The 21,776-nt window shown below is 58.3% G+C and carries 24 protein-coding genes; 14 read left to right on the top strand and 10 right to left on the bottom strand.

Going from position 1 to position 21,776, the window contains the following annotated elements; genetic code table 11:
- Positions 1-4: 4 nt before the first annotated feature.
- A complete protein-coding gene (locus ACXADZ_RS15970) occupies positions 5-1,003 on the bottom strand; it encodes an asparaginase (protein ID WP_475197815.1) in 999 nt (332 codons plus the stop codon).
- 178 nt (positions 1,004-1,181) lie between these two features.
- On the opposite strand from ACXADZ_RS15970, the gene ACXADZ_RS15965 reads away from it, so the two are divergent.
- From ACXADZ_RS15965 to ACXADZ_RS15950, 4 genes are all read left to right on the top strand, one after another.
- Entirely contained in the window at positions 1,182-1,718 is a 537-nt protein-coding gene (locus ACXADZ_RS15965; RefSeq protein ID WP_171095712.1) for an invasion associated locus B family protein, read from the top strand.
- A 167-nt stretch (positions 1,719-1,885) separates the two neighbouring features.
- Positions 1,886-2,053 (top strand): hypothetical protein, encoded by a 168-nt coding sequence (locus ACXADZ_RS15960; protein WP_475197813.1) that lies wholly within the window; start codon positions 1,886-1,888, stop codon positions 2,051-2,053.
- Between the two features lie 175 nt (positions 2,054-2,228).
- A complete protein-coding gene (gene rlmN / locus ACXADZ_RS15955; RefSeq protein WP_171095715.1) occupies positions 2,229-3,416 on the top strand; it encodes a dual-specificity RNA methyltransferase RlmN in 1,188 nt (395 codons plus the stop codon).
- A 286-nt stretch (positions 3,417-3,702) separates the two neighbouring features.
- Entirely contained in the window at positions 3,703-4,320 is a 618-nt protein-coding gene (locus ACXADZ_RS15950) for a cytochrome P460 family protein (RefSeq protein WP_475197810.1), read from the top strand.
- 6 nt (positions 4,321-4,326) lie between these two features.
- On the opposite strand, the gene ACXADZ_RS15945 is transcribed toward ACXADZ_RS15950, so the two are convergent.
- From ACXADZ_RS15945 to ACXADZ_RS15935, 3 genes are all read right to left on the bottom strand, one after another.
- Entirely contained in the window at positions 4,327-5,985 is a 1,659-nt protein-coding gene (locus ACXADZ_RS15945; RefSeq protein ID WP_475197808.1) for a U32 family peptidase, read from the bottom strand.
- Between the two features lie 63 nt (positions 5,986-6,048).
- Positions 6,049-6,387: a hypothetical protein gene (locus tag ACXADZ_RS15940; protein WP_152459322.1), complete on the bottom strand. Its 339-nt coding sequence runs from the start codon at positions 6,385-6,387 to the stop codon at positions 6,049-6,051.
- Positions 6,384-7,304 (bottom strand): DnaJ C-terminal domain-containing protein, encoded by a 921-nt coding sequence (locus tag ACXADZ_RS15935; RefSeq protein ID WP_475197806.1) that lies wholly within the window; start codon positions 7,302-7,304, stop codon positions 6,384-6,386. The genes ACXADZ_RS15940 and ACXADZ_RS15935 overlap by 4 nt, the downstream gene beginning before the upstream one ends.
- 160 nt (positions 7,305-7,464) lie before the next feature.
- Between ACXADZ_RS15935 and ACXADZ_RS15930 the strand changes: the two genes are divergently transcribed.
- On the top strand, positions 7,465-7,848 hold the full coding sequence (locus ACXADZ_RS15930) for a hypothetical protein (RefSeq protein ID WP_171670300.1): 384 nt from the start codon (positions 7,465-7,467) through the stop codon (positions 7,846-7,848).
- Here the strand turns inward: ACXADZ_RS15930 and ACXADZ_RS15925 are convergent, their stop codons facing one another.
- On the bottom strand, positions 7,849-8,946 hold the full coding sequence (locus ACXADZ_RS15925) for a cystathionine gamma-lyase (protein WP_475197804.1): 1,098 nt from the start codon (positions 8,944-8,946) through the stop codon (positions 7,849-7,851).
- A gap of 3 nt (positions 8,947-8,949) precedes the next feature.
- A complete protein-coding gene (locus ACXADZ_RS15920) occupies positions 8,950-9,792 on the bottom strand; it encodes an LOG family protein (protein ID WP_171095729.1) in 843 nt (280 codons plus the stop codon).
- A 79-nt stretch (positions 9,793-9,871) separates the two neighbouring features.
- On the opposite strand from ACXADZ_RS15920, the gene ACXADZ_RS15915 reads away from it, so the two are divergent.
- The 3 genes from ACXADZ_RS15915 to dapD all read left to right on the top strand — a co-directional run bounded on the left by ACXADZ_RS15915 (position 9,872) and on the right by dapD (position 12,363).
- The gene (locus ACXADZ_RS15915; RefSeq protein ID WP_475197802.1) at positions 9,872-10,783 is read left to right on the top strand and encodes a threonine/serine dehydratase; all 912 of its coding nucleotides are present in this window, start codon (positions 9,872-9,874) and stop codon (positions 10,781-10,783) included.
- Positions 10,784-10,827: 44 nt separating this feature from the next.
- On the top strand, positions 10,828-11,427 hold the full coding sequence (locus ACXADZ_RS15910; protein ID WP_171188556.1) for a GntR family transcriptional regulator: 600 nt from the start codon (positions 10,828-10,830) through the stop codon (positions 11,425-11,427).
- Between the two features lie 108 nt (positions 11,428-11,535).
- Positions 11,536-12,363: a 2,3,4,5-tetrahydropyridine-2,6-dicarboxylate N-succinyltransferase gene (dapD, locus tag ACXADZ_RS15905; protein WP_171105853.1), complete on the top strand. Its 828-nt coding sequence runs from the start codon at positions 11,536-11,538 to the stop codon at positions 12,361-12,363.
- Between the two features lie 57 nt (positions 12,364-12,420).
- On the opposite strand, the gene ACXADZ_RS15900 is transcribed toward dapD, so the two are convergent.
- The gene (locus ACXADZ_RS15900) at positions 12,421-12,756 is read right to left on the bottom strand and encodes a cupin domain-containing protein (RefSeq protein ID WP_171648341.1); all 336 of its coding nucleotides are present in this window, start codon (positions 12,754-12,756) and stop codon (positions 12,421-12,423) included.
- 104 nt (positions 12,757-12,860) lie between these two features.
- On the opposite strand from ACXADZ_RS15900, the gene ACXADZ_RS15895 reads away from it, so the two are divergent.
- Positions 12,861-13,217 carry a hypothetical protein gene (locus ACXADZ_RS15895; protein WP_253284805.1) on the top strand — a complete coding sequence of 119 codons (357 nt, stop codon included), beginning with the start codon at positions 12,861-12,863 and terminating at the stop codon, positions 13,215-13,217.
- On the opposite strand, the gene ACXADZ_RS15890 is transcribed toward ACXADZ_RS15895, so the two are convergent.
- Positions 13,214-14,272, bottom strand: coding sequence for a transporter substrate-binding domain-containing protein (locus tag ACXADZ_RS15890; RefSeq protein ID WP_171095742.1), 1,059 nt, complete (start codon positions 14,270-14,272; stop codon positions 13,214-13,216). The genes ACXADZ_RS15895 and ACXADZ_RS15890 overlap by 4 nt on opposite strands.
- A gap of 210 nt (positions 14,273-14,482) precedes the next feature.
- On the opposite strand from ACXADZ_RS15890, the gene dapE reads away from it, so the two are divergent.
- From dapE to rnr, 3 genes are read left to right on the top strand one after another with little or no spacing between them, the layout of a single operon-like run.
- Complete coding sequence (dapE, locus tag ACXADZ_RS15885; RefSeq protein WP_475197796.1) at positions 14,483-15,622, top strand: succinyl-diaminopimelate desuccinylase; 1,140 nt, start codon at positions 14,483-14,485, stop codon at positions 15,620-15,622.
- A 3-nt stretch (positions 15,623-15,625) separates the two neighbouring features.
- Complete coding sequence (locus ACXADZ_RS15880) at positions 15,626-16,201, top strand: TIGR04282 family arsenosugar biosynthesis glycosyltransferase (protein WP_171670315.1); 576 nt, start codon at positions 15,626-15,628, stop codon at positions 16,199-16,201.
- Positions 16,202-16,248: 47 nt separating this feature from the next.
- The gene (gene rnr / locus ACXADZ_RS15875) at positions 16,249-18,507 is read left to right on the top strand and encodes a ribonuclease R (RefSeq protein WP_475197791.1); all 2,259 of its coding nucleotides are present in this window, start codon (positions 16,249-16,251) and stop codon (positions 18,505-18,507) included.
- Here rnr and ACXADZ_RS15870 read toward each other — a convergent pair.
- Positions 18,498-18,884 carry a DUF1801 domain-containing protein gene (locus tag ACXADZ_RS15870; protein WP_475197788.1) on the bottom strand — a complete coding sequence of 129 codons (387 nt, stop codon included), beginning with the start codon at positions 18,882-18,884 and terminating at the stop codon, positions 18,498-18,500. The two genes, rnr and ACXADZ_RS15870, sit on opposite strands and share 10 nt — an antisense overlap.
- Positions 18,881-19,579: a glutathione S-transferase family protein gene (locus tag ACXADZ_RS15865; protein WP_475197784.1), complete on the bottom strand. Its 699-nt coding sequence runs from the start codon at positions 19,577-19,579 to the stop codon at positions 18,881-18,883. The genes ACXADZ_RS15870 and ACXADZ_RS15865 overlap by 4 nt, the downstream gene beginning before the upstream one ends.
- An 84-nt stretch (positions 19,580-19,663) precedes the next feature.
- On the opposite strand from ACXADZ_RS15865, the gene ACXADZ_RS15860 reads away from it, so the two are divergent.
- Together ACXADZ_RS15860 and ACXADZ_RS15855 are read left to right on the top strand one after the other, a co-directional pair.
- Entirely contained in the window at positions 19,664-20,377 is a 714-nt protein-coding gene (locus tag ACXADZ_RS15860) for a helix-turn-helix transcriptional regulator (protein ID WP_171095754.1), read from the top strand.
- 87 nt (positions 20,378-20,464) lie between these two features.
- Complete coding sequence (locus tag ACXADZ_RS15855; protein ID WP_475197778.1) at positions 20,465-21,757, top strand: lytic murein transglycosylase; 1,293 nt, start codon at positions 20,465-20,467, stop codon at positions 21,755-21,757.
- Positions 21,758-21,776 lie beyond the last annotated feature (19 nt).

Genomic DNA, 21,776 nt, shown 5'->3' with positions numbered 1-21,776 from the left:
GACCTTAGCCGGGGAAGCCCGGCGCAGGTTTGATCACACCGCATTCCAGCCCGCGACGGCTGTATTGCGTGGCGTTCATGAATTTGCGGGTGTCCGGGTGATCGGCCTCCAGCACACTAAGGCTGACTAGAATGGCGGCAATCGCGCATTCGCTGGCGCGGGTGGTGCCGTCGGTGATCTTCAGCGCAACGCCCATGCGTTTTTCCGGGATTATGGCGACAAAGACGGCCTCGGCCCCGGTCTTGATGGCGACGCGGCCGTTCATGGCGCGCATCAGTTCGGTGCAGGCGCGGGTCTCACCGGCCACCAGCTCGGGGTGCTTGACCATGGCCGCAACCAGTTGTGCCGCTGCATCGCTTGACCGGTCCGAGCGGTCCGCCGCGCTGGCAAACCACGCCATCGACCGTGCCAACCCCGCAAGTGAGGTCGCGAAATTCGGAGCAGAACACCCGTCGATGCCGTAGCCGGGGCTGGTTTCACCGGTTGTCTCTTCGACGGCTGACAGACACGCCTGTTGCACCGGGTGGTCAATTTCCAGATATTCCGGCCCTGCGCCCATGTGCTGAGCCAGTGTCAGAAATCCGCAGTGTTTGCCCGAGCAATTGTTGTGGATCTGGCAAGGCGTATCATCAGCCAGAATCAGCCGGTCCCGCGCAGCGGTGTCCGCCGGTTCCTGTGGGCCGCAGCGCAGATCATGCTCGGTCAGCCCCAGGTGATCCAGCCAAGCTGTTACCCGATCTGTGTGGATCGCGGCACCATTATGTGAGGCGCATGCGAGTGCAAGATGTTCGCTGTTCAACCCGTATTTCGCCGCAGCACCCGATGTCACCAAAGGAAGCGCTTGGATCATCTTGGCCGAAGACCGTGGATAGACCACAGCCTTTGGATCGCCCCAGCTGCGCACGATCTGACCCGTGTCATCACAAATGACTGCGTGACCCAGATGCAGGCTTTCCAGCAAAGACCCACGCCACAGTTCTGTCATTGGTACGGGTTGCGTCATCTGGACCTCCGAAATTATGCGCAAAATTCTGCCAATCGCCCTTTCGCCTGTGGCGAAATCTGCGTTAGTGTGTGTATGTCGGCAATCATCGGAATGCGCAACGGAATAGACGGACCAGAAGGGTTCGCAGCCATGTCCGATGGGTTTGAGGTATGGGTCGAGCTAGGAGGCTGGACAAATGGGATCAATGCTCGTTCGTGTGATTGCGGGCCTGTCTTTGGCAGGGACGGTCACGACAACTGCAATCGCTCAGCAGGCAAGCAGCACCAACCGTGTTGCCGTGAAGACGGATTGGAGCGTCTTTGTCGAAGAAGACCCAACAGAATGCTGGAGCGTTGCAACCCCGGATGAAACCGTCAATACGCGCGGCGGTCGCGTAGTGTCCGTGCGGCGCAGCGACATTTTGCTGTTCGTGGTGTTCCGCCCCGGTGAGGACGTGAACGGAACAGTGTCGTTCACCGGTGGGTATCCCTTTGCGGCGGGTTCGACCGTCAACGTCAAGATCGACGACGCCGAATTCGAATTCATAACCGATGGCGAATGGGCCTGGCCTTCGACACAAGGGCAGGAACCCAAAGTGATCGAAGCGATGAAGCGCGGGAACGAGGCTGTTCTGACGGCTCGCTCGGAACGCGGGACGCAGACGAAAGACACGTTCTCGTTGCTGGGCTTTACTGCGGCAATTGACGATGCGAAGCAACGCTGCACCAAATAAGCCGTTGTTTTCAGGTGAAAGGCCCTGTCTTTTGGCAGGGCTTTTGTCTTAAAGAAATCTGCAGCAGACGCTTTACGCAACGTCCACGTCAGAACTTGATCCGTATCAAAGTGAGCTCTCCTAGTTTCTGAACTATATAGTTCAGAAGTAACGAAGGAGTTGGGCTGATGCTGAACAAATCTCTTGCCGCACTGATGATAATCTCGGCTGTGCTGCTGAGCGCTTGCGACAAAACAGGTGAGACCTATCCGGTGACTGGTGAACAATGCGGACCAGAAGACCCGGTTAAGACTCTGGATGCCGAAGATTGCTACATTCCGCCGGCAGGTGTCTGACCCGGCTTTGATCTGCACGGATTGAAACAAGCCGAAGGCCGCAGTGACACCGTTACTGCGGCTTTTCTGTGCAGGTCCGCCAATTGTCACGAATCCTTTTGATCTTTGCGCAGGTTCCTATATAGAGGCGCATCCCAAGCCAGAATCCTTCGAGATACGCCTCAGAGAGCCCAAAATGTCGCCCAAAGCGCCGATCACTCAAGATGTCCTGACCCTCCCTCGCAAACTGCCTGAGGGCAAGATTAACCTTGTCGGGCTGACCCGTGACCAGTTACGTGCCGTTCTGATCGAACATGGCACGCCAGAAAAGCAGGCAAAGATGCGCACCGGTCAGATCTGGCAGTGGATCTATCAATGGGGTGTGCGTGACTTTGCCGAGATGACCAATCTGGCCAAAGCCTACCGCGCGCAACTGGCCGAGCATTTCGTGATCGAAATTCCCGAAGTCGTAACACGTCAGGTTTCTGAGGATGGCACCCGCAAGTATCTGTGCCGTATCGCAGGCGGGCATGAGGTTGAGGTCGTCTATATCCCCGAAGAAGATCGCGGCACGCTCTGTATCTCGTCTCAGGTCGGGTGCACGCTGACTTGTTCGTTCTGCCACACGGGCACGCAGAAACTAGTGCGCAACCTGACTGCGGCCGAGATCGTCGGTCAGGTCATGATGGCCCGCGATGATCTTGACGAATGGCCCACCCCCGGCGCGCCCAAGGATGAAACGCGCCTGCTGTCGAACATCGTTCTGATGGGCATGGGCGAGCCGCTTTACAATTTCGAAAACGTCCGCGACGCGATGAAAATCGCGATGGACCCAGAGGGGATTTCCCTGTCACGCCGCCGTATCACGCTGTCGACCTCTGGTGTGGTGCCCGAGATCGCGCGCACAGCCGAGGAAATCGGCTGTTTGCTGGCGATCTCGTTCCACGCAACCACGGATGAAACCCGCGACGTTCTGGTGCCGATTAACAAGCGTTGGAACATTGAAGAATTGCTGCAGGCGCTGGCCAGCTATCCCAATGCGTCGAATTCCGAGCGGATCACCTTTGAATACGTGATGCTGGACGGGGTGAACGATAGCGATGAGGATGCACACCGCCTGATCGATCACATCAAGCGTCACAACATCCCGGCCAAGATCAACCTGATCCCGTTCAACGAATGGCCCGGCGCGCCGTATAAGCGCAGCTCGAACAACCGTATCCGGGCTTTTGCGAATATTATCTACCATGCGGGCTATGCATCGCCCATTCGCAAGACGCGTGGCGAGGATATCATGGCAGCCTGTGGGCAACTGAAATCGGCCACCGAACGCGCCCGCAAATCGCGCAAACAGATCGAGGCCGAAACAGGGTTGAGCCAATAAGGTTTTTCCTTCTCGGGCCCGGATTGATCAGATCACGTAACAGGTGATTTCAACTGCGGTCTGCACGCCATAAGTGTGCCTGTAAACTTAATGTTTCAGGTGCTGAAACCACATGCATAATTTGCTATGTTTCCCATGCCCGCCACTGGCATGTGCTTTTTCAAATCGATGCACAAGTCGGTGAACTGACCGGGCCGAAGCTGGCAAGTTATTGCGGTGCCGCTAGACTTACGGATGCGCTGTCAAGCGGTGCACAGGCGAACTGATTTTCAGGTGGGCCACTATTATGAACCAAAGTTTTTTGAGAATTATCCGAAGCGGAGTCGCTTTTCTTGTATTGGCCACAGGCTCTGGCCTGGCCTTTGCTGACAGTGAAAACGCTCATATCGCGATCGAAAACCCTGCTGAGCTGAGCAAGGAAGAGGCAGTAAGGCATTACAAGTCGCTCAATCGTCGAATGGCGCGAGGCTATGCAGCGGCGCAACTGGACCTAATCCTGAACTACCAAAGCTGGCCGCTTTTCAACGATGCGCCATATATTTCGGCAACTCATGGCCAGCGGTTTGTGAACAGTTATGCCAACCGCATGGCTCATAACTATGCGACTTTGCAGGAGGGCGAGGAACTGCCAATGGGTTCGGTTCTGGCCAAGGACAGCATGACGGTGACGGATGAAGGCCACATTCACCCCGGCGCTATGTTCATAATGGAGAAACTGGCAAACGGGGCGAACCCGGGTACAGCGGATTGGCGTTATATCATGGTCCTGCCGGACGGCTCGGTTTTTGGCGATACCTTGGGTGATCGCGCTGGTGAAGTCGCTTATTGCCATGTCTGCCACGAACAGGTGGCGGATCGCGACTATACGTTTTACGTGCCGGAGGAATATCGCAAGAGCGAATGAACCGGATCAGGCCAGTTCGCCCGGTAGCTTCAATTCCGTTGCCTCGCGGCGGCTGAGTTGTTCGCCTTGTTTGCGTTTTGACAGAACTTCTCGAGCCAGCGCATATTTCTCATCCTGCCAGAAGATCAGACATCCGTTACACCCCTTGCCACAGCAGCCTTCGGTGCCGATACGGTTGGTCTTGAACCGGCGTTCATTGCCATCTTCGCCGATCTTTTCAACCAGTTCGTCACGACGACGGGCATAAGCCGTTGGGTTGTCGCGGCCCGTGGTTTCCAACCCCTGCACCAATTTGTCAAAACGAATGCGGCTCCAGTGTTCATCGGTCAGGGCGCGTTCCTTGCGCAGGACCGAGTAAACCGGGAAGCGCGCGCGCAGATCGTCAATGTCTTCGTGATCGAACAGGGTGAAAGGCAGTCGGATAATAGTTTTCGTGCTGCCATGCACGACATCCAGCCGCTTGCCATCAGACGCGCGCTCGAAATCGTAGACCCGCAGCAGAACCGTATCGCGTGAGATGGGCGAGACAAAATCCAACACGTCGCCCGGTTCCAGCTTGTTCTTCACCTCGACCAGAAAGGCGTCTTCGGTCACTTCGGTGACGATCCCCGCATACTCCCATTGCGCGATCGAAGCGGTGTGTTCGTAGTCATGCGCATAGTTGGTCAGGCGCCCCTCGTGGAAGGCGAGCGTGTAGCCTCGGTTTCCGACGGTTTCCAGTTCGCGCATATAGGGCTTCGGGTCCCAGTTCTCGGGGTCGGCGTTGTAGTCATCGATGGCCATCCGATACGCCCGTGCAACGATGGCGGCGTAATACTCCGACTTGCCCCGCCCTTCGACCTTGAGGCTGTCGACACCGATCTTCAGGTATTCATCCAGCTTCGGCATGATACACAGATCGCGCGAGTTCAGGATGTATGACCCCCGGTCATCCTCTTCGATGGGCATCAGGTCACCGGGGCGGCAGCCTTCTTCCAGCAGGAATTCAAACAGGTCCGAGTTTTCGTCGGTGATGCGCAGTTCCTGATGTGTGCCGTCCTTCAGGCGCAGTTTCAGGCCATAGTTCCAGCGGCAGGAATTGGCGCAATTGCCCTGGTTTGCACCGCGTTCGGCCATGAAGTTGGACAACAGGCAACGACCGGAATAGGTCATGCACATGGCACCATGCACGAAAGCCTCAAGCTTGATGTCAGGGCATTTCTCGCGGATTTCCACAAGTTCGGGGTACGAGACTTCGCGCGCCAGAACCACCAGTTCCGCACCCTGATCCTGCCAGAACTTCACCGACAGCCAGGAACAGATATTGGCCTGGGTCGAGATATGCAGCGGCAGTTCGGGTGCGCGTTCACGGACATATTGGAACACACCGGGATCGGCGATGATCAACCCGTCGGGCTGCACCTTGCGCACCGTGTCGATGTATTCATCCAGTTTCGGGATGTCTTTGTTATGCGAAAACAGGTTCAGCGTCAGATAGGCGCGTCGGCCATGGCTATGGCAGAACTCAACCCCTTCGATCACCTCTTCCAGCGAGAACTCGGATTTCGTGCGCAACGACATATCGGGTGTGCCCAGATACACCGCGTCTGCGCCGTAAAGGATGGCGAGTTTCAACTTGCGCAGATTACCCGCGGGCATCAGCAATTCGGATCGGGACTGGGTCATTTGGCCACCTGGCAAAGGATCAAGGCGGCCTTCTACGCCAAATAGGCCGAGTCCAAAACCCCGTTATCTGCGACGGAACCGCGCTGTGCCGATCACTTCAACCAGCTGCTGACGCACCGGTTCGGGTTGAGCCTCGACCGCGTTCAGAACCTCGCGCAGTTCGGCCCGCAGCCCGTGCATCTGATCAATCAGTGAGATCATCATCGACAGCGCATCCGCCTCCATGTCGTACTGTTCGTGCAACTCGCAGGCCAGTTCCAGACGGGCGACGTCGATACTGTGATAGATCAGCCCTTGGTCTGATTGTTCGGGGATCACAATCTCTGCCGCCAGATACTCGGTCAGTCGGTCCGAGGTCAGTCGGGCGACGGTTTCGATCAGTTCCTTCTCGGTCAAGGTCATGACGGCATTCCTTTCCGCGGGTCGTAGCTGTGCGTCTCGCGCCAGGTCTCCATGAACTGTTTCAGATCGTCATCGATTGTGTCGGGCATCGAGACGGTCAGTTCGATCAACTGATCCCCACGCTCGGACGAGCCGCGTTTTTTGACACCCTTGCCCCGCAATCGCAGGGTTTTACCACTGCTTGTGCCTGCCGGGACGCTGACATTCACGCCGCCATCAATCGTAGGGGCCGGTACTTTGCCACCCAGAATCGCCTCATCAATGGTGATGGGCAGCTTGATGTGAATGTCGTCGCCCTGACGATCAAACACCGGATGACTGGCCACCGAAACAGTTACCAGAGCATCGCCTGGAGGGCCTTCACCATATCCCGGTGCCCCTTTGCCCCGCAGGCGGATGGTTTGGCCATCGGTTATACCTGCGGGGATTTTGACTTGGATCCGGTCGCCGTCCGGCAGGGTCAGTTTCTGACTGGCGCCGAACACGGCATCCAGAAAGCTGATCTGCAGCGAATAGTTCAGGTTGTGCCCCGGCGCGTGAAACTCATGGCCGCGCTGGCCGCCAAACCCACCACGGCCCCTCATGAACTCGGCGAAGATGTCGGACATGTCGTCCGGGTCTGCCTGACGTCCGCGATAGGGGTTTCCAGCGGCTTCAGCATATTCACGGTAGTACTGTTGTTGCGGACGTTCCTGCCCCGATGCGTCGATCTCGCCATTGTCATAACGGGCACGGGTTTCCGGGTCTTTCAGCAAGTCATATGCAGCTGCAGCGGCTTTGAACTTGGCCTCAGCCTCGGAATCGCCGGGCTTTAGGTCCGGATGGCATTCCTTGGCAATGCGCCGATAGGCTTTCTTGATCTCGGCGGCGCTGGCGTCTTTGGCCACGCCAAGAACGGAATAGGGATCGTCGCTCATCTCACACTCATGGCTCAGGGACAGGTCTGATCTTGATGAATGTCTTCTACCATGCGATTTCAACGGGTCAAAAGGAAGAGGCGATTGAATTGCCTCGTAAAATCCTGCAGGTCTGTTAACATCTGCATGCTTCTAATTGTTGATTGACGGAGATCGTCACATGTCGCGTAGAATAAAATCGGCTTTGGCCTTGCTGGCGGGGAATGCCATTGGGTTGTTGCTTGCCTCGCTGATACTGTCAGGATTTGCGATCAAGCCGATCTCTTTCATCGTCGTTGTAATCGTCTTCACCGTGGTGCAGCTGATTGCCGAACCCCTGATCCTGAAGCTGGGTGAAAAGAAAGCGCCTGCGCTGAAAGGCGGGATTGCTTTGATAGTGACCTTTGTGGGCCTGTTGGTGACTGATCTGATAACCGCTGGGCTGACCGTAGGTGGGGTTGCGAACCTGTTGGGAGCAACGCTGTTGGTCTGGCTGGGGGCGCTGATCGCCAGCGTTGTGCTGCCGATCTACGTATTCAAAGAGCTGCGCGAAACCAAGAAGTAATCACAGCGCGTTCAGGCTGGCCTCGATGGCTTGCCACAGTTCTTCTACAGGTTCGCATCCGACGGACAGGCGGATGAAGGCGGGATCGACATCGTCGCCCCAGCGCGCGCGACGTTCGGCTGAACTGTGGACCCCTCCGAAAGAAGTGGCGGGGCGAAGAAGAGGGCAATCGTTGATGAAGGCTTCGGCTTTCTCTTCACTTTCCAGTGTCAGGGACAGCAGAAACCCGAAGCGTGCCGTCTGTGCCTGCGCCAGCTTGTGGGATGGATCGCCCGGCAGACCTGGATAGCGGACCTGTTTCACTGCGGGGTGTGCCGCCAATTGTACCGCTAATACCTGTGCCGAGCTACACATGCGGTCGAAGCGTACATCCAGCGTTTCCAGCCCGCGATGCAGCAGCCATGCCTCGTGTGGGCCGGGGATTGATCCGGACACTTTTCGCCATTCCTCGACCCGTTCCATGATATCGTTGTTGCGGCTGGCCACATGGCCCATCAGCATGTCGGAATGCCCGCCCATCGCCTTGGTATCTGACGAGACAACCAAATCAATGCCCAGTTCCAGTGGGCGTTGACCCAGCGGGGTCATCGTCGTGTTGTCGGCAACGGTCATTCCCCCGGCGGCGCGCACCTGTTCGGCAACCACTGCCAGATCGATCATATCCAAACCGGGGTTCGAGGGGCTTTCTACAAAGACGACATCGAACCCGTCAAAACCGCCGTTAGTAAAGGCGGTAGTGGGTCGTTCTTCAACGGTTACGCCCAGACGTGAAAGGAAACGATCCGCCAGCAGGCGTGTCACGTAGTACCCGTCCGACGGGATCAACAGCCGCGACCCAGCCTTCACGGTCGCGAACAACGCTGCCGAGATCGCAGCCATCCCCGAAGGGAATGTCAGGCAAGGCGCGTCTTCCAGATGGGCCAGAACATGTTCCAGATGCTCCCAGGTTGGGTTGTCGACGCGGCCATAGGTGCGCAAACCTTCCGTCACGCCGGGCAGGTGGTACATGCTGCTTTGGGTCAGCGGTAGGGTTACCGGCTCACCGGCGTTCAACGCATTGCCGCGCAGGTGCAGCATCTCTCCGGGTTTAGAAGCCATGATTCAGCGCCCCGGAATTTCGTCACGGGGCGGGGCGGGTTCCCAGTTCTCGATGATCTCGACCGCCTCTTGCGCAGTGTCGACAAAGCGAAACAGGTCGAGGTCTTCGTCCGAGATGGTGCCGGCATCGGCCAGTGCTTCCCAATTGATGACCTTTTCCCAGAATTCGCGGCCAAAAAGCAGGAAGGGCACGCGGTCCATCCGCCCGGTTTGGATCAGGGTCAGGGATTCGAACAGTTCATCCATCGTGCCAAAACCGCCGGGAAAGATGGTGATGGCGCGGGCGCGCATCAGGAAATGCATCTTGCGAATAGCAAAGTAATGGAAGTTGAAACTGAGGTCCGGCGTCACATAGAGGTTCGGTGCTTGTTCGTGCGGCAATACGATGTTCAAGCCGATCGAGCATCCGCCTGCGTCCTGCGCGCCACGGTTTCCGGCCTCCATCACACCGGGACCACCGCCGGTGACGATGACGTTCTCACGGCATCCGGTTTCGTTTGACTTTTCGGTCATCAGCCGCGCGAACTCACGCGCCTCATCGTAATATTGTGACAACCCGGCCAAAGTCTCTGTTCGCGCTGTGTGTTTCTGCGACGGTTCCGGAATGCGCGCGCCGCCGAACATCACAATGGTCGAGGTGATCTCGCGCTCGGTCATGATCATCTCGGGCTTCAGCAATTCCAGTTGCAGACGCACCGGGCGCAATTCGTCCCGGCACAGGAATTCGTCATCGGCAAAGGCAAGGCGATAGGCAGGTGAACGCGTCTGCGGCGTGTCCGGAACCTCACTCGCGGTCGAGCGGTCGGTCTGCGCGTCGCGGAACGGGTTGTGGCGGTCTTCTCTCATAGGTGATCGATCCCTGCTTGCGTGTTTGACAAACAGCTATAGGGTTCGCGATCAGAGCGCCAGTCACGGAAAGACAAGAATGAATTGGAACAGTGAAATTTCAAAAGCCCGCGACCGTATCGCCGGATATGCACAAGTGACCCCAGTGATGGAAAGCCGCATTCCGGGCTATCCGATCGAGCTGAAGCTGGAGCACATGCAGCACACCGGCAGTTTCAAGGCGCGGGGGGCGTTCAACACGCTGCTCAGCATGGAGGTGCCACAGGCAGGCGTCGTGGCCGCGTCCGGGGGCAACCATGGTGCGGCGGCCGCTTATGCTGCGCAGACGCTGGGCTATCCCGCCAAGATATTCGTGCCGGAACTGGCAGGCCCGTCGAAAATCGCCTTGATCCGGCAAACTGGCGCAGACTTGAGTGTTGTATCTGGCGAATATGCCAACGCGCTGATCGCGGCGCAGGAACATGAGGCCGCTACCGGTGCCATGCAAATTCACGCCTATGACGCACCGGCCACAGTGGCAGGGCAAGGGACTTGTTTTGCCGAATGGGATGCTCAGGGGTTGCAGGCCGATACGGTTCTGGTTGCTGTCGGTGGCGGCGGTCTTATTGCCGGTGCGCTGGCGTGGTTTGACGGCGCGCGCAAGGTTGTGGCGGTTGAACCTGAAACCTCCTGCGCCTTGAACGCTGCCTTACAGGCGGGTGAGCCGGTGGATGTCTCGGTCTCGGGAATTGCAGCCAATGCTTTGGGTGCGCGGCGGATCGGACAGATCTGTTTCGATCTGGCGCAGGGGATGAGCTCGGTTCTGGTGTCGGACGACGCGATAGCGGATGCGCAAAAGGCGCTTTGGCGGAACCACCGCATTTTGGTGGAGCCCGCAGGCGCAGCAGCCCTCGCAGCATTGACGTCGGGTGTCTACCAGCCCGAACCGGATGAGCGTGTTGCTGTTCTGCTGTGCGGCGCAAATATTGCACCGGACCCGTTTGCAGGGTGAATTATCGGCTTGTGAACGGGTAGGGCGGATTTTATCTATAATCCATGTCCGCTACGATTTCCGACACGATCTATCAAAGCCTGAGCCAGCAAATCATCACCGGAGAGCTTGAGGCCGGGGAAAAGCTGCGGCAGGACCACATTGCCCGCCAGTTTGACACCAGCCATGTCCCGGTGCGTGAAGCCCTGTTGCGGCTTGAGGCGCATGGGTTGGCCCGGCATGAGCCTCGCCGCGGGATGCGTGTCACCGCGCTGGACCCGGCAGAAGTGCGTGAGGTGATCGAAATGCGCGTGGCGCTGGAAACCCTTGCGTTGCAGCAATCGGTGCAGAACATGTCTCCGGTCGCGTTGGACAAGATCGATCACGCACGCATCGCCTGTGATGAGGCGCAGACGATGCCGCAATGGGAAGCCTTGAACCGAGCCTTCCATCGCGCCATTTTGACGCCGTGCGGCTTGCCCCGGCTTTTACACGCCATCGACGATCTGCACATCGCAAGCGCCCGTCATCTGTTTGCGCATTGGCGGTCAAAATGGGTGCAACAGGTGGACAAGGATCACGCGGCACTTGTTCAGGCCCTCAAGCGCAAGGACCTGAGCACTGCAAAAGGTATCCTGACCCGCCATATCCGCCGCGCCAGCTGATTCCAGACCTTTCAGACGCAAAATGACCCGTGTTCGTCGCATTGCGCCATGGGTTCCACTTGCGTATAGGCCAAACCGACACGAACAGATTCTGTAGGGAGACGCCCCATGTCCAACGCGCAACTGGAAGCCGCCATCGAAGCCGCCTGGGAGGCGCGCGACACAATCACGCCCGCCACCACCGGCGAACAGCGTGAAGCGATCGAGGATACGCTGAACGCGCTGGACAGCGGGTCGCTGCGCGTTGCGGAAAAGCTTGAAAATGGCGACTGGCATGTGAACCAGTGGGCCAAGAAAGCGGTTCTGTTGGGCTTCCGCATTAAGGATATGGAAATTCAGTCCGGTGGTCCGCAGGCTGGCGGCTGGTGGGACAAGGTGGACAGCAAGTTCGCCGGTTGGGACGCAAGCCAATGGCAAGCAGCCGGGTTCCGCGCCGTTCCGAACTGCGTTGTCCGCAAGTCTGCTTATATCGCACCTGGCGCTGTTCTGATGCCGTCTTTTGTGAACCTGGGCGCTTATGTCGACGAAGGCACCATGGTTGATACATGGGCCACGGTCGGATCCTGCGCTCAGATCGGCAAAAACGTTCATCTGTCCGGTGGTGTCGGCATTGGCGGCGTGCTGGAACCGATGCAAGCTGGCCCGACCATCATCGAGGACAACTGCTTTATCGGTGCACGTTCGGAAGTGGTCGAAGGTTGCATCGTCCGCGAAGGTTCGGTTCTGGGCATGGGCGTGTTCATCGGCAAATCCACCAAGATCGTCGACCGTGAAACTGGTGAAGTCACCTATGGCGAAGTGCCGCCCTATTCGGTGGTCGTTGCCGGTTCGATGCCTTCGAAGAATAACATCAGCCTGTACTGCGCCGTGATCGTGAAGCGGGTGGATGAAAAGACCCGCTCAAAAACAGGCATCAACGAGCTGCTGCGCGACTAAAACCGCCAAAACATCAATGAAGGGCTGTCGCTTTTGCAGCAGCCCTTTTTTTGTGATTCAGACTTTGATCGGATAGCGGTCCGGTTCTTCAAAAACGTCGATCACCCGAGTACCCGCCTTGATCTTACCGCCATGTTCGACCCCCGACGGGATCGAATAACTGTCGCCCGGACGGTATGTTTTGGTCTCTGCACCGATAGTCAGTTCAACTTCACCTTCAATTACCGTTCCCCATTGGGCTTTGTGGGAATGTGCAGGCAGTTCGAAGTCCTTGAGAAACGTGAAAAACGCGACCAATCCTGCATCCGACCGTATCACGGCGGTTTGAACTACGTCTTCCGGGAACGGGACATCAAGGCTGGGAAAGGCTGTGATGAAATCGGGATAGGTCATGAAATTGTCCTGTGTTGTCATGGTTCGGCTGTTTACCGGTACTATGGACGCCAGATTGCCCGTCTGCAATTCCGGGCTTCTTGACCGTCGGCGGGCACGCAGCTATGGCCCTGCGCATGGAAAAGCAAAAGAAACCTTCGCGCCAGCAAGTTTATACTCTTCTGGTCCAGATCGGCCGCAAGGATGGTGACGGGCTGCCCGAAGGGGCGACCGGCGCGGCGTTGATCTGCTATGCCAGTGGCGTAGACGAGGCCGAGGCCGTTCGCGAAACTGTAGCGATACTGAAGCAGGCCGACACGGCACCGTTGGACGTCACCGGGTATGGCACACTAGCCGAACGCGAGGCGCAGGGTCACGATATCGAACCGGACGAACGTGCCCTAATGCAGCGCGCGCTGGACGAAAATGCTGTAATCGTTGCGCAGATGACGCCGTTTTTTGGAGACGAGGCAGAAGCCTAGTTCCGCATCCCGAACCATTTGCGATAAATTTCGTCATAGGTTCCGTCTTCGCGCAGTGCCAGCAGGGCCTGATTGACATCCTCGACCAGCGGCGAGCCTGTCGGAAAGGCGATGCCATAGTTTTCGCGCAGGAAGATGCCACCCGTCATAGACGCGATCCGCCGCCCCTCATGCGAGGCGAAATAGGACAGGACAGGCGCGTCAAACACGACGGCGTCAAGTTCCTCGGCCTTGAAAGCGTCCAGCATCTGCTCCAGTCCAGGATAGCCGGTGAATTCGATCTCACGCCGGTTTAGAAAACTTGCCGCGGTCGAGTTGGAAATGGTGCCGACATTTTTACCGTAGAGATCGTTAACCGAGTTCACACTACCGGTAATCGCGTCCACCGTCATGACCGACGTGATGCGTGCGGTAAAGACCGATACGATGAACAATGACGATACAACCAGCACAACCCCCAACATTCGCCCAAACGGGGTACGGGGCATACGTTCCTCGAAGCCGCCATTCACAACCAGGTTCAGCGCCCACCAGAACGATGGAAACCAGGCTTCGTTCAGTTTGCGGTCAAAATAGGGTTGGGCGCGGCGCTCAAAGCTCCACATCAACATGCCGCCGCCAAGGAGAATGGCAAAGGCCAGACCGATAGCGATGAAGAGTTCTTTGGACAGCAGTGCCTGTACCAAGGAAGGCTGGCGCACTGCGTCTGACGGCACCATGATCTGCAGCCCGGCCTCAAAGATCGGCTGGCTGAAATCCATTTGCGTTTCACGCATCGCCGTGATCGAGATATTGGCGATGGCAAGGTCAGCAGACCCATCCTGCACAGCGCCCAGCATGTCTGCAAAGGCATCCACGCGGTTGACGGTGTAATCCCAATTCAGGGACTCAGCCAGTGCAGCCAGCAAGTCCATCGAGAAACCCGTTTCGGCCCCGTCTTCGACATAGGAAAACGGAGGGCGGGTCACGGTTGTGACAGAAAGGGACTGTGCCAGGCTCTGCTGTGCGATGACGGCGAAAGTCAGGCAGATCAGAGCGTATAAAGCGCGCTTCATATTCAATTCACCTGTTTCGCGGCCCTGTAACGCGATTGTGCGGCGCACGGCAAGGTGGTCGCTGGGTAAATTGTCATAAGGGGTTGGGGTGTCGCTTTGACACCTTTGCATTCAGGTGATCGATTTTTTTGTCGATTGGGGTTGGAAAACCGGCCAATTCGTTGAATCTGTGCGCGAACCCGCAAAAGACGTAGTTTCTGAGGCCCCTGCATGACCGACCCCGTTCAATTGACAGCCGACCTGATCCGTTGCCCATCGGTCACACCTGAAGAGGGTGGAGCGCTTGAATTGCTTGGGTCGGTTCTGTCGGATGCGGGCTTTGAATGCACGCGCGTCGACCGTGGGGGCATCAGTAACCTGTTCGCTCGGTGGGGCCAGAAAGGCCATGCGCGCAGCTTTGGGTTCAACGGCCATACCGATGTTGTTCCGACAGGCGACGAAGCGGCCTGGACGATGCCGCCTTTCGGGGCCGAGGTGCGGGATGGTGTGATGTACGGGCGCGGCACTACCGATATGAAATCAGCCGTTGCGGCCTTTGCCGCTGCGGCGGTGGATTTCGTGCGCGACACGCCGCCGGACGGGGCCATCATCCTGACCATCACGGGTGATGAAGAAGGTGATGCGCTGGACGGCACCACCGCCTTGCTCGACTACATGAACAGCGCGGATGAGCGCATGTCGGTCTGTCTGGTAGGTGAGCCCACATGCCCGAACACGATGGGCGAGATGATGAAGATCGGCCGTCGCGGCTCGATGACGGCATGGTTTCAGATCACCGGCGTTCAGGGGCATTCGGCCTATCCGCATCGGGCCAAGAACCCTTTACCTGCGATTGCGCGGCTGATGGATCGGCTGGCAAGTCACGAGCTGGATCAGGGCACGGACCACTTCGACGCCTCTACATTGGCAGTTGTTACGATCGACACCGGGAACGCTGCCACCAACGTGATCCCAGCCCGGTGCAGCGGCGCGGTGAATATCCGTTTCAACGATCTGCATTCCGGTGCAAACCTAAGCGATTGGTTGCGATCAGAGGCCGATCAGGTGGCTGCCAAGTACGGCGTTGAGGTGGACGTGAAAATCAAGATTTCCGGCGAAAGCTTTCTGACCCCGCCGGGGCCACTGTCTGATCTAGTGGCCAAAGCGGTCGAAGCGGAAACCGGTGTCACGCCCGAGTTGTCGACAACAGGGGGCACATCGGATGCGCGTTTCGTCAAAAACCACTGTCCCGTTGTCGAGTTTGGGCTGGTCGGGCGCACCATGCACCAGGTGGATGAATGCGTTGAAGTGGCCCAGATCGAACAGCTCAAGGCGATCTATACGCGTATCCTGAAGGACTATTTTGCCTGAGCCATGCAGCGCACGTTGGTGATCATGGTGAAAGAGCCGCGTCCGGGTCGTGTGAAAACGCGGCTGGGGCGTGATATCGGCATGGTTGGTGCGGCCTGGTGGTTCCGGCATCAGACCCGGTCTTTGATCCGTCGGCTGCGCGATCCGCGTTGGCAAATCGTCCTTGCCGTGGCGCCAGATGCCGAGGGTCTGACCAGCCGTATCTGGCCAGCTGACCTGCCGCGCGCGGGACAGGGGCGTGGTGATCTTGGACACCGAATGGGTCGCATGCTGCGGGGCATGCCCAAAGGCCCGGTTTGCCTGATCGGTGCCGATATTCCGGGGATTACGCGCAAGCATATTGCCGGTGCTTTTGATGCGCTAGGGCGGTCTCAAATGGTGTTTGGCCCTGCACCGGATGGCGGTTACTGGCTGGTCGGCGCGCAACGTTACGCTGCTCTGCCGACGGGTTTGTTTCGCAATGTGCGCTGGTCGACGGAACACGCTTTGTCGGACACGTTGGCCACGGTTCCCGGCACGCGGGTCTCGTTGCTGGATCACCTGCGCGACGTGGATACGGTGGCCGATCTGAAAGCCTGAAGTTTTTTGATCATGACGCGGTCGCAAACGCGTGATAGGCCGAAGATATGACTCGCATCCCCACCAAGCAGGAGGTCCTTGACTGGATCTCGGCGAACCCAACCCTGACGTCGAAACGCGATATCGCCAAAGCCTTTGGCATCAAGGGCGCGGATCGGATCGATCTCAAGCGCATTCTCAAAGAGCTTGAGGCAGAAGGGCATCTGGAAAAGCGCAAGCGCAGCTATCGTGACCCGGATCGCCTGCCGCCGGTCAGTGTGTTGCAGGTGAAGGCCCCGAATGAGGATGGTGACCTGTTCGCGCGTCCTCTGGAATGGCATGGCGAAGGTGTCGAGCCCATCGTTCTGCTGATCACCCGCGCCAGCGATCCGGCGTTGGGTGAAGGCGACCGAATTCTGGCCCGCCTGACTGTGGTGCATGAAGAAGATCACAATTACGAGGCCCGCCTGATCCGCCGCATCGGGACCAACCCGCGCAAGATCGTCGGTATCTTCCGCAAGGGGGCCGAGGGCGGTCGGATTGTGCCCATCGACAAGGCAAGCTCTTCTGAATGGCTGGTGCCTGAAGGCGCGGTTTTGGGCGCCAAAGACGGCGAGTTGGTCGAAGCGGAACAGGCGGGACCCAAAAACCGTATGGGCCTGCCGCGCGCGCGCATTGTCGAACGCTTGGGTGATCCGACCGCGCCCAAGGCGGTGTCACTGATCGCGATTCATCAGCATGGCATCCCGGATGACTTTCCCGACAAGGTGATTGCCGAGGCTGACAAGGCCAAGCCTGTTGGCTTGAAGGGCCGCGAAGACCTGCGTGACATGCCGCTGCTGACCATCGACCCATCGGACGCGCGGGATCATGACGACGCCTGTTACGCGCATGCCGACGACGACCCAAAGAACCCAGGCGGGCACGTGATCTGGGTCGCCATTGCCGATGTCGCCGCTTATGTGCAGCCCGGAACGGCCCTGGATCGTGAGGCGCGAAAGCGAGGTAACTCCAGCTATTTCCCGGATCGTGTGGTTCCGATGCTGCCGGATCGCTTGTCGGGCGATTTGTGTTCCCTGCACGAAGGGGTGCCGCGTGCCTGTATCGCTGTGCGAATGCAGATCGATGCGGATGGGAACAAGATTGGGCACAGGTTTGTACGTGGTCTGATGCGGTCGGCGGCCTCGCTGAATTACACAGAAGTACAAGAGGCCATTGACGGCACCCCGAATGACCGCACCGGGCCGTTGCTGGAGCCGGTGCTGAAACCGCTCTATGCCGCGTACGCCGCCCTGAAAAAGGCCCGTGCGGTGCGGCAGCCGCTGGAACTGGATCTGCCCGAACGCAAGATCGTCCTGTCCGAAACCGGGGAAGTGACGAGCGTGGCGTTCCGCGACCGGCTGGACGCCCATAAGCTGATCGAGGAGTTCATGATCCTCGCCAATGTCGCCGCCGCGGAAACCTTGATTGCTAAACGCCGCCCGCTGTTGTTCCGTGTGCACGAGGAACCCGCGCCTGAGAAGCTGGAAAGCTTGCGGGAAACAGCACAGGCGGCGGGTTTGAACCTGGCCAAGGGGCAGGTATTGCAGACCCGGCATCTGAACGCATTGCTGAACGCAGCTGCGGGGACAGAGGACGCGGAACTCATCAACCTGACCACTCTGCGGTCGATGGCGCAGGCTTATTATAACCCTGAGAACTTCGGACATTTCGGGTTGGCTCTGCGCAACTATGCACATTTCACCTCACCCATCCGCCGCTATGCCGACCTGATCGTACATCGCGCTCTGATCTCGGCCCATGGCTGGGGCAAGGACGGGCTGACCGAGGATGAAATCATGCGCTTGGACGAGACAGCCACGCACATCTCGGACACTGAGCGCCGCTCGATGATGGCCGAGCGGGACACAACTGACCGCTATCTGGCAGCCTATCTGAGCGAGCGGGTGGGCAATGAGTTCTCTGGCCGGATCAGCGGCATCGCCCGGTTCGGGGCCTTCGTGAAGATGGACGAAACCGGCGCGGACGGGCTGGTGCCAGTGCGTTCGCTTGGGCGTGAGTTCTTTCATTTTGACCGCGAGGCCGGGACGCTGATGGGATCGGATACCGGTCTGATCATCGCCATCGGTCAGCGTGTCACAGTGCGCTTGACCGAAGCAACACCTGTTACTGGCGGTCTGGAACTGGAACTTTTGTCGATCGACGATCAGGCACTGCCGCGCGGACGGGGTCATTCCAAGCGGGCGACCCGCCGAAAGGCTGTCAGCACCAAGCGCAAGAAGGACAAGATTAAGCGCAAGGTGGAACGCAAGCGCCGTCAGAGGTGATAGGTCAGCGCCCGGGCGATCAGCCACCCGTGGCGGTTCGGATCTATCTGATGCGGGTCGTCAAACAGAACAGCGCGGGTCCCGTCAATGCGATCTTCATTCGGGAAGGCTGAAGTGAAGTCACCCATCAATCGGCTTTGACAATGCACAAACAGTGCAAAATTGGCCGCCTTGTGTGCCCCCAGTCGGATCGTTGATCCTTTGGGCGCCAGGTACGCAGGTTGGCCCCAGCGCAGCTCCTCTCGCAGCGGGGTGGCGGCGGGCAGAGTTGTTGCCGTATCAATGATCAGGTCACGCAGCGCAAAGGCCCCTGCGCGCGCGGGCGGTGCCAGGGCCTCGAATGCTGCGGCGACTTTGGGGTTATCAAAAGGTTTCAAACGGGTATCGCCTGTCCCATCCGGTCCACGTAACTGTTCAACACATTATCCTGTTTGATGCGCTGGGTCAGCGGGGTATCCGCAGGCGTTGCGCGCATTGCAGCAAGCATTGGACCGACGCTCATGTCCGCGGACGTCGGCTTATCCCCCAGCAGGAAGGAGGATTGCCAAAGATAGGCCGAGATCGCCTCGAGATCGCGTTCAACCCTGTCCAACCTTTCAGACAGCGAAAACCGCCCAATCCCTTGAGACGTGATCCCTTTAAGAACAGATTTTCGGATTGCGTTGGACGCAGGCTTTCGGATCAGGGCCGGTATCCCGGTAAAGAAGGTTTCACGCAGGATCGGCCATACGTCGTCATTGCCCCAACGATCCAGAACGATGTGAAAATACAGGTGTTCTTCGGCCATGCGCACCAAAGCGCGGGATTGCGCTTTTTCAACATCTGTCAGCCCATGATCGAAATCCGCACCCTGGTCTTGTTCCAGCCAGTCACGGATCAGGTCACTGTCGGGGATCAGCCGATCGGGCGTGCGCAGAACGGGTAGTTTCTGGTGCGGCATCTTTCGGGGATCAAGCATGTCAGAGCGCTGCCATTTCTGGCCGGAATGTTGCAGCATTAAAGCCGTCTTGATGCAGAACGGGCTGGCACTGAACAGGCCGAAGGCAGAAGGATAGGTGAGAAGGGTCAGCATCACTTTGCTCCGTCTAAGGGGATGCTTGATACCTAGTCGGCACTGATGACAGTTACTGACATCAAGTTTAAGCTAGGGTGTATCATGTCTCGCACAGCCCGATTGTTCCAATTGATGCAGGCCCTGCGTTCTGGCCCATCGCCGAAAACCTCGGCGCAACTGGCACAGGATCTGGATGTGTCTGCTCGGACCATCCACCGCGATATCGATGCGCTGCGTGGTCTTGGGGCCGTGATCGACGGTGAAGCGGGGTTTGGGTTTACCCTGATCGAAGACGCGACGCTGCCCCCGCTGGGTTTCACCGATGATGAGCTTGAGGCGCTGGTTCTGGGCCTGCGCGAAGTACAGGTTATTGGTGACCCGGCCTTGGCGGATGCCGCCAGTGCCGCACTGCGAAAGTTGCAGGGCCGCTTGCCACCGCGTCAGTCGCACAGGCTGAGTCACGCAATTCTGGCGGCCACCCGATTTAATCGTCCTCCGGCACCGACGATAGACGCTTCAACCCTGCGGCAGGCAGCCTGGGACGAGCGCACAGTAGAGTTTTCGTATACCGACGCAAAGGGAGAGGCCACGCGTCGGCGCGTGGATCCGCTTAGCATCGTCTATATGGACCGCTCGAATGTGTTGCTCAGCTGGTGCCATCTGAGGCAGGATTTTCGCGTTTTTCGCCTGGACCGGATGCAGGATATGTGCGTGACGGATCAAAGCTTTAGGCCAAACCGGGTGCCGATGCTGCGCGATGTGCTGGCCCGCATCCGCGCCGACCGGGAAGCACAAGACTGCGAGACAGGTGCCTGAGCGCTTTGTGATTTGCCGATTTTGCGCTACCTTAGGGTTGAGCAGTAATCAGGAAAAATCGGTATGCATAAATGCGTAGGCGGCGTCATGACCGTCGCATTATGGGCATCCATGGTGCAGGCGGACACAACAGACACAGGAAAATGGTCGGGCAGTGATGCTCTTGGCGAAACGATACAGCTGGCTTCGGCAGACTTGGCTGTTTCGCTTCGACCCGTTCCGCGACCATCGATCGAGGCGCTGCAGGTTTCTGCAGCAGCGGCAGCACGGTTTCAGGTCTGGCTGAGCGCGTTTCAGGATAGGGCGCGGCAGCAGGGAATAACGCAACGGACGTTGTCTCAGGTGTTTTCGGACATAACCTTTGACGAAGACATCATCGCGCGGGATCGAAATCAGGCCGAATTCTCGAAGCCGATTTGGGCTTATTTGGACTCGGCGGTTTCGGACACGCGATTGTCAAACGGGCGTGCCGCCATGCAACGGCACCGGCAGGTGCTGAAGCAGATTGAGGCTGAATATGGTGTCGAGAAAGAGGTTGTAACGGCAATCTGGGGGCTGGAAACCTCGTTTGGGTCCTATCGTGGCAGTAGCCGCACGCTCAGGTCTCTGGCGACACTGGCCTTTGACGCACGGCGTGCTCAGTTCTTCGAAACCCAGTTGATCGCTGCCCTGCAGATCGTGCAGGCAGGTGATGTCAGCGCTGCGAACATGTTAGGCAGCTGGGCGGGTGCGATGGGCCACACGCAATTCATGCCGACCTCGTATCTTGATCATGCGGTCGACTTTGACGGAGATGGCCGCCGCAACATCTGGTCAGACGATCCAACGGATGCATTGGCCTCGGCGGCGTCGTATCTGGCACAACACGGCTGGACCAAGGGGCAACCTTGGGGGGTTGAGGTGCGATTGCCCGCGGGCTTTGACTACGCTTCGGCCCGGCGAGACTTCACCCGGATGCCGTCCGAATGGGCTGCACAGGGTGTTGTGGGAACCGATGGCAACGCTGTTCCAGACCACGGTCGGGCGGCGATCCTGCTTCCGGCCGGAGGGCAGGGCGTTGCCTTGATGATCTTTGACAATTTCAGTGTGATCGAAGCGTATAACGGGGCCGACGCCTATGTGATCGGGATCGGGCATCTGTCTGACCGGCTTGCCGGAGGCGCACCGTTTCAATCCAACTGGCCGCGCGCGGACCGGGTGTTGAGTTTTTCCGAGAAAAAGGAACTGCAAACCCGCCTGACCGAAGCCGGGTTCGACACAAAGGGCATTGATGGGCGTACCGGACCAAATACGATCAACGCCGTGCGGGCCTATCAGCTGGCACAGGGGTTGCGCCCGGACGGGTATCCGACTGTGAAGCTTTTGGATCGGCTGCGGTGACCGAGTAGCGAGTTGTCCA

Source organism: Ruegeria sp. ABM4_193 (assembly GCF_056158705.1).
Note: the sequence above shows the minus strand (reverse complement) of the source record. Positions and strands in the feature narration are given on the sequence as shown.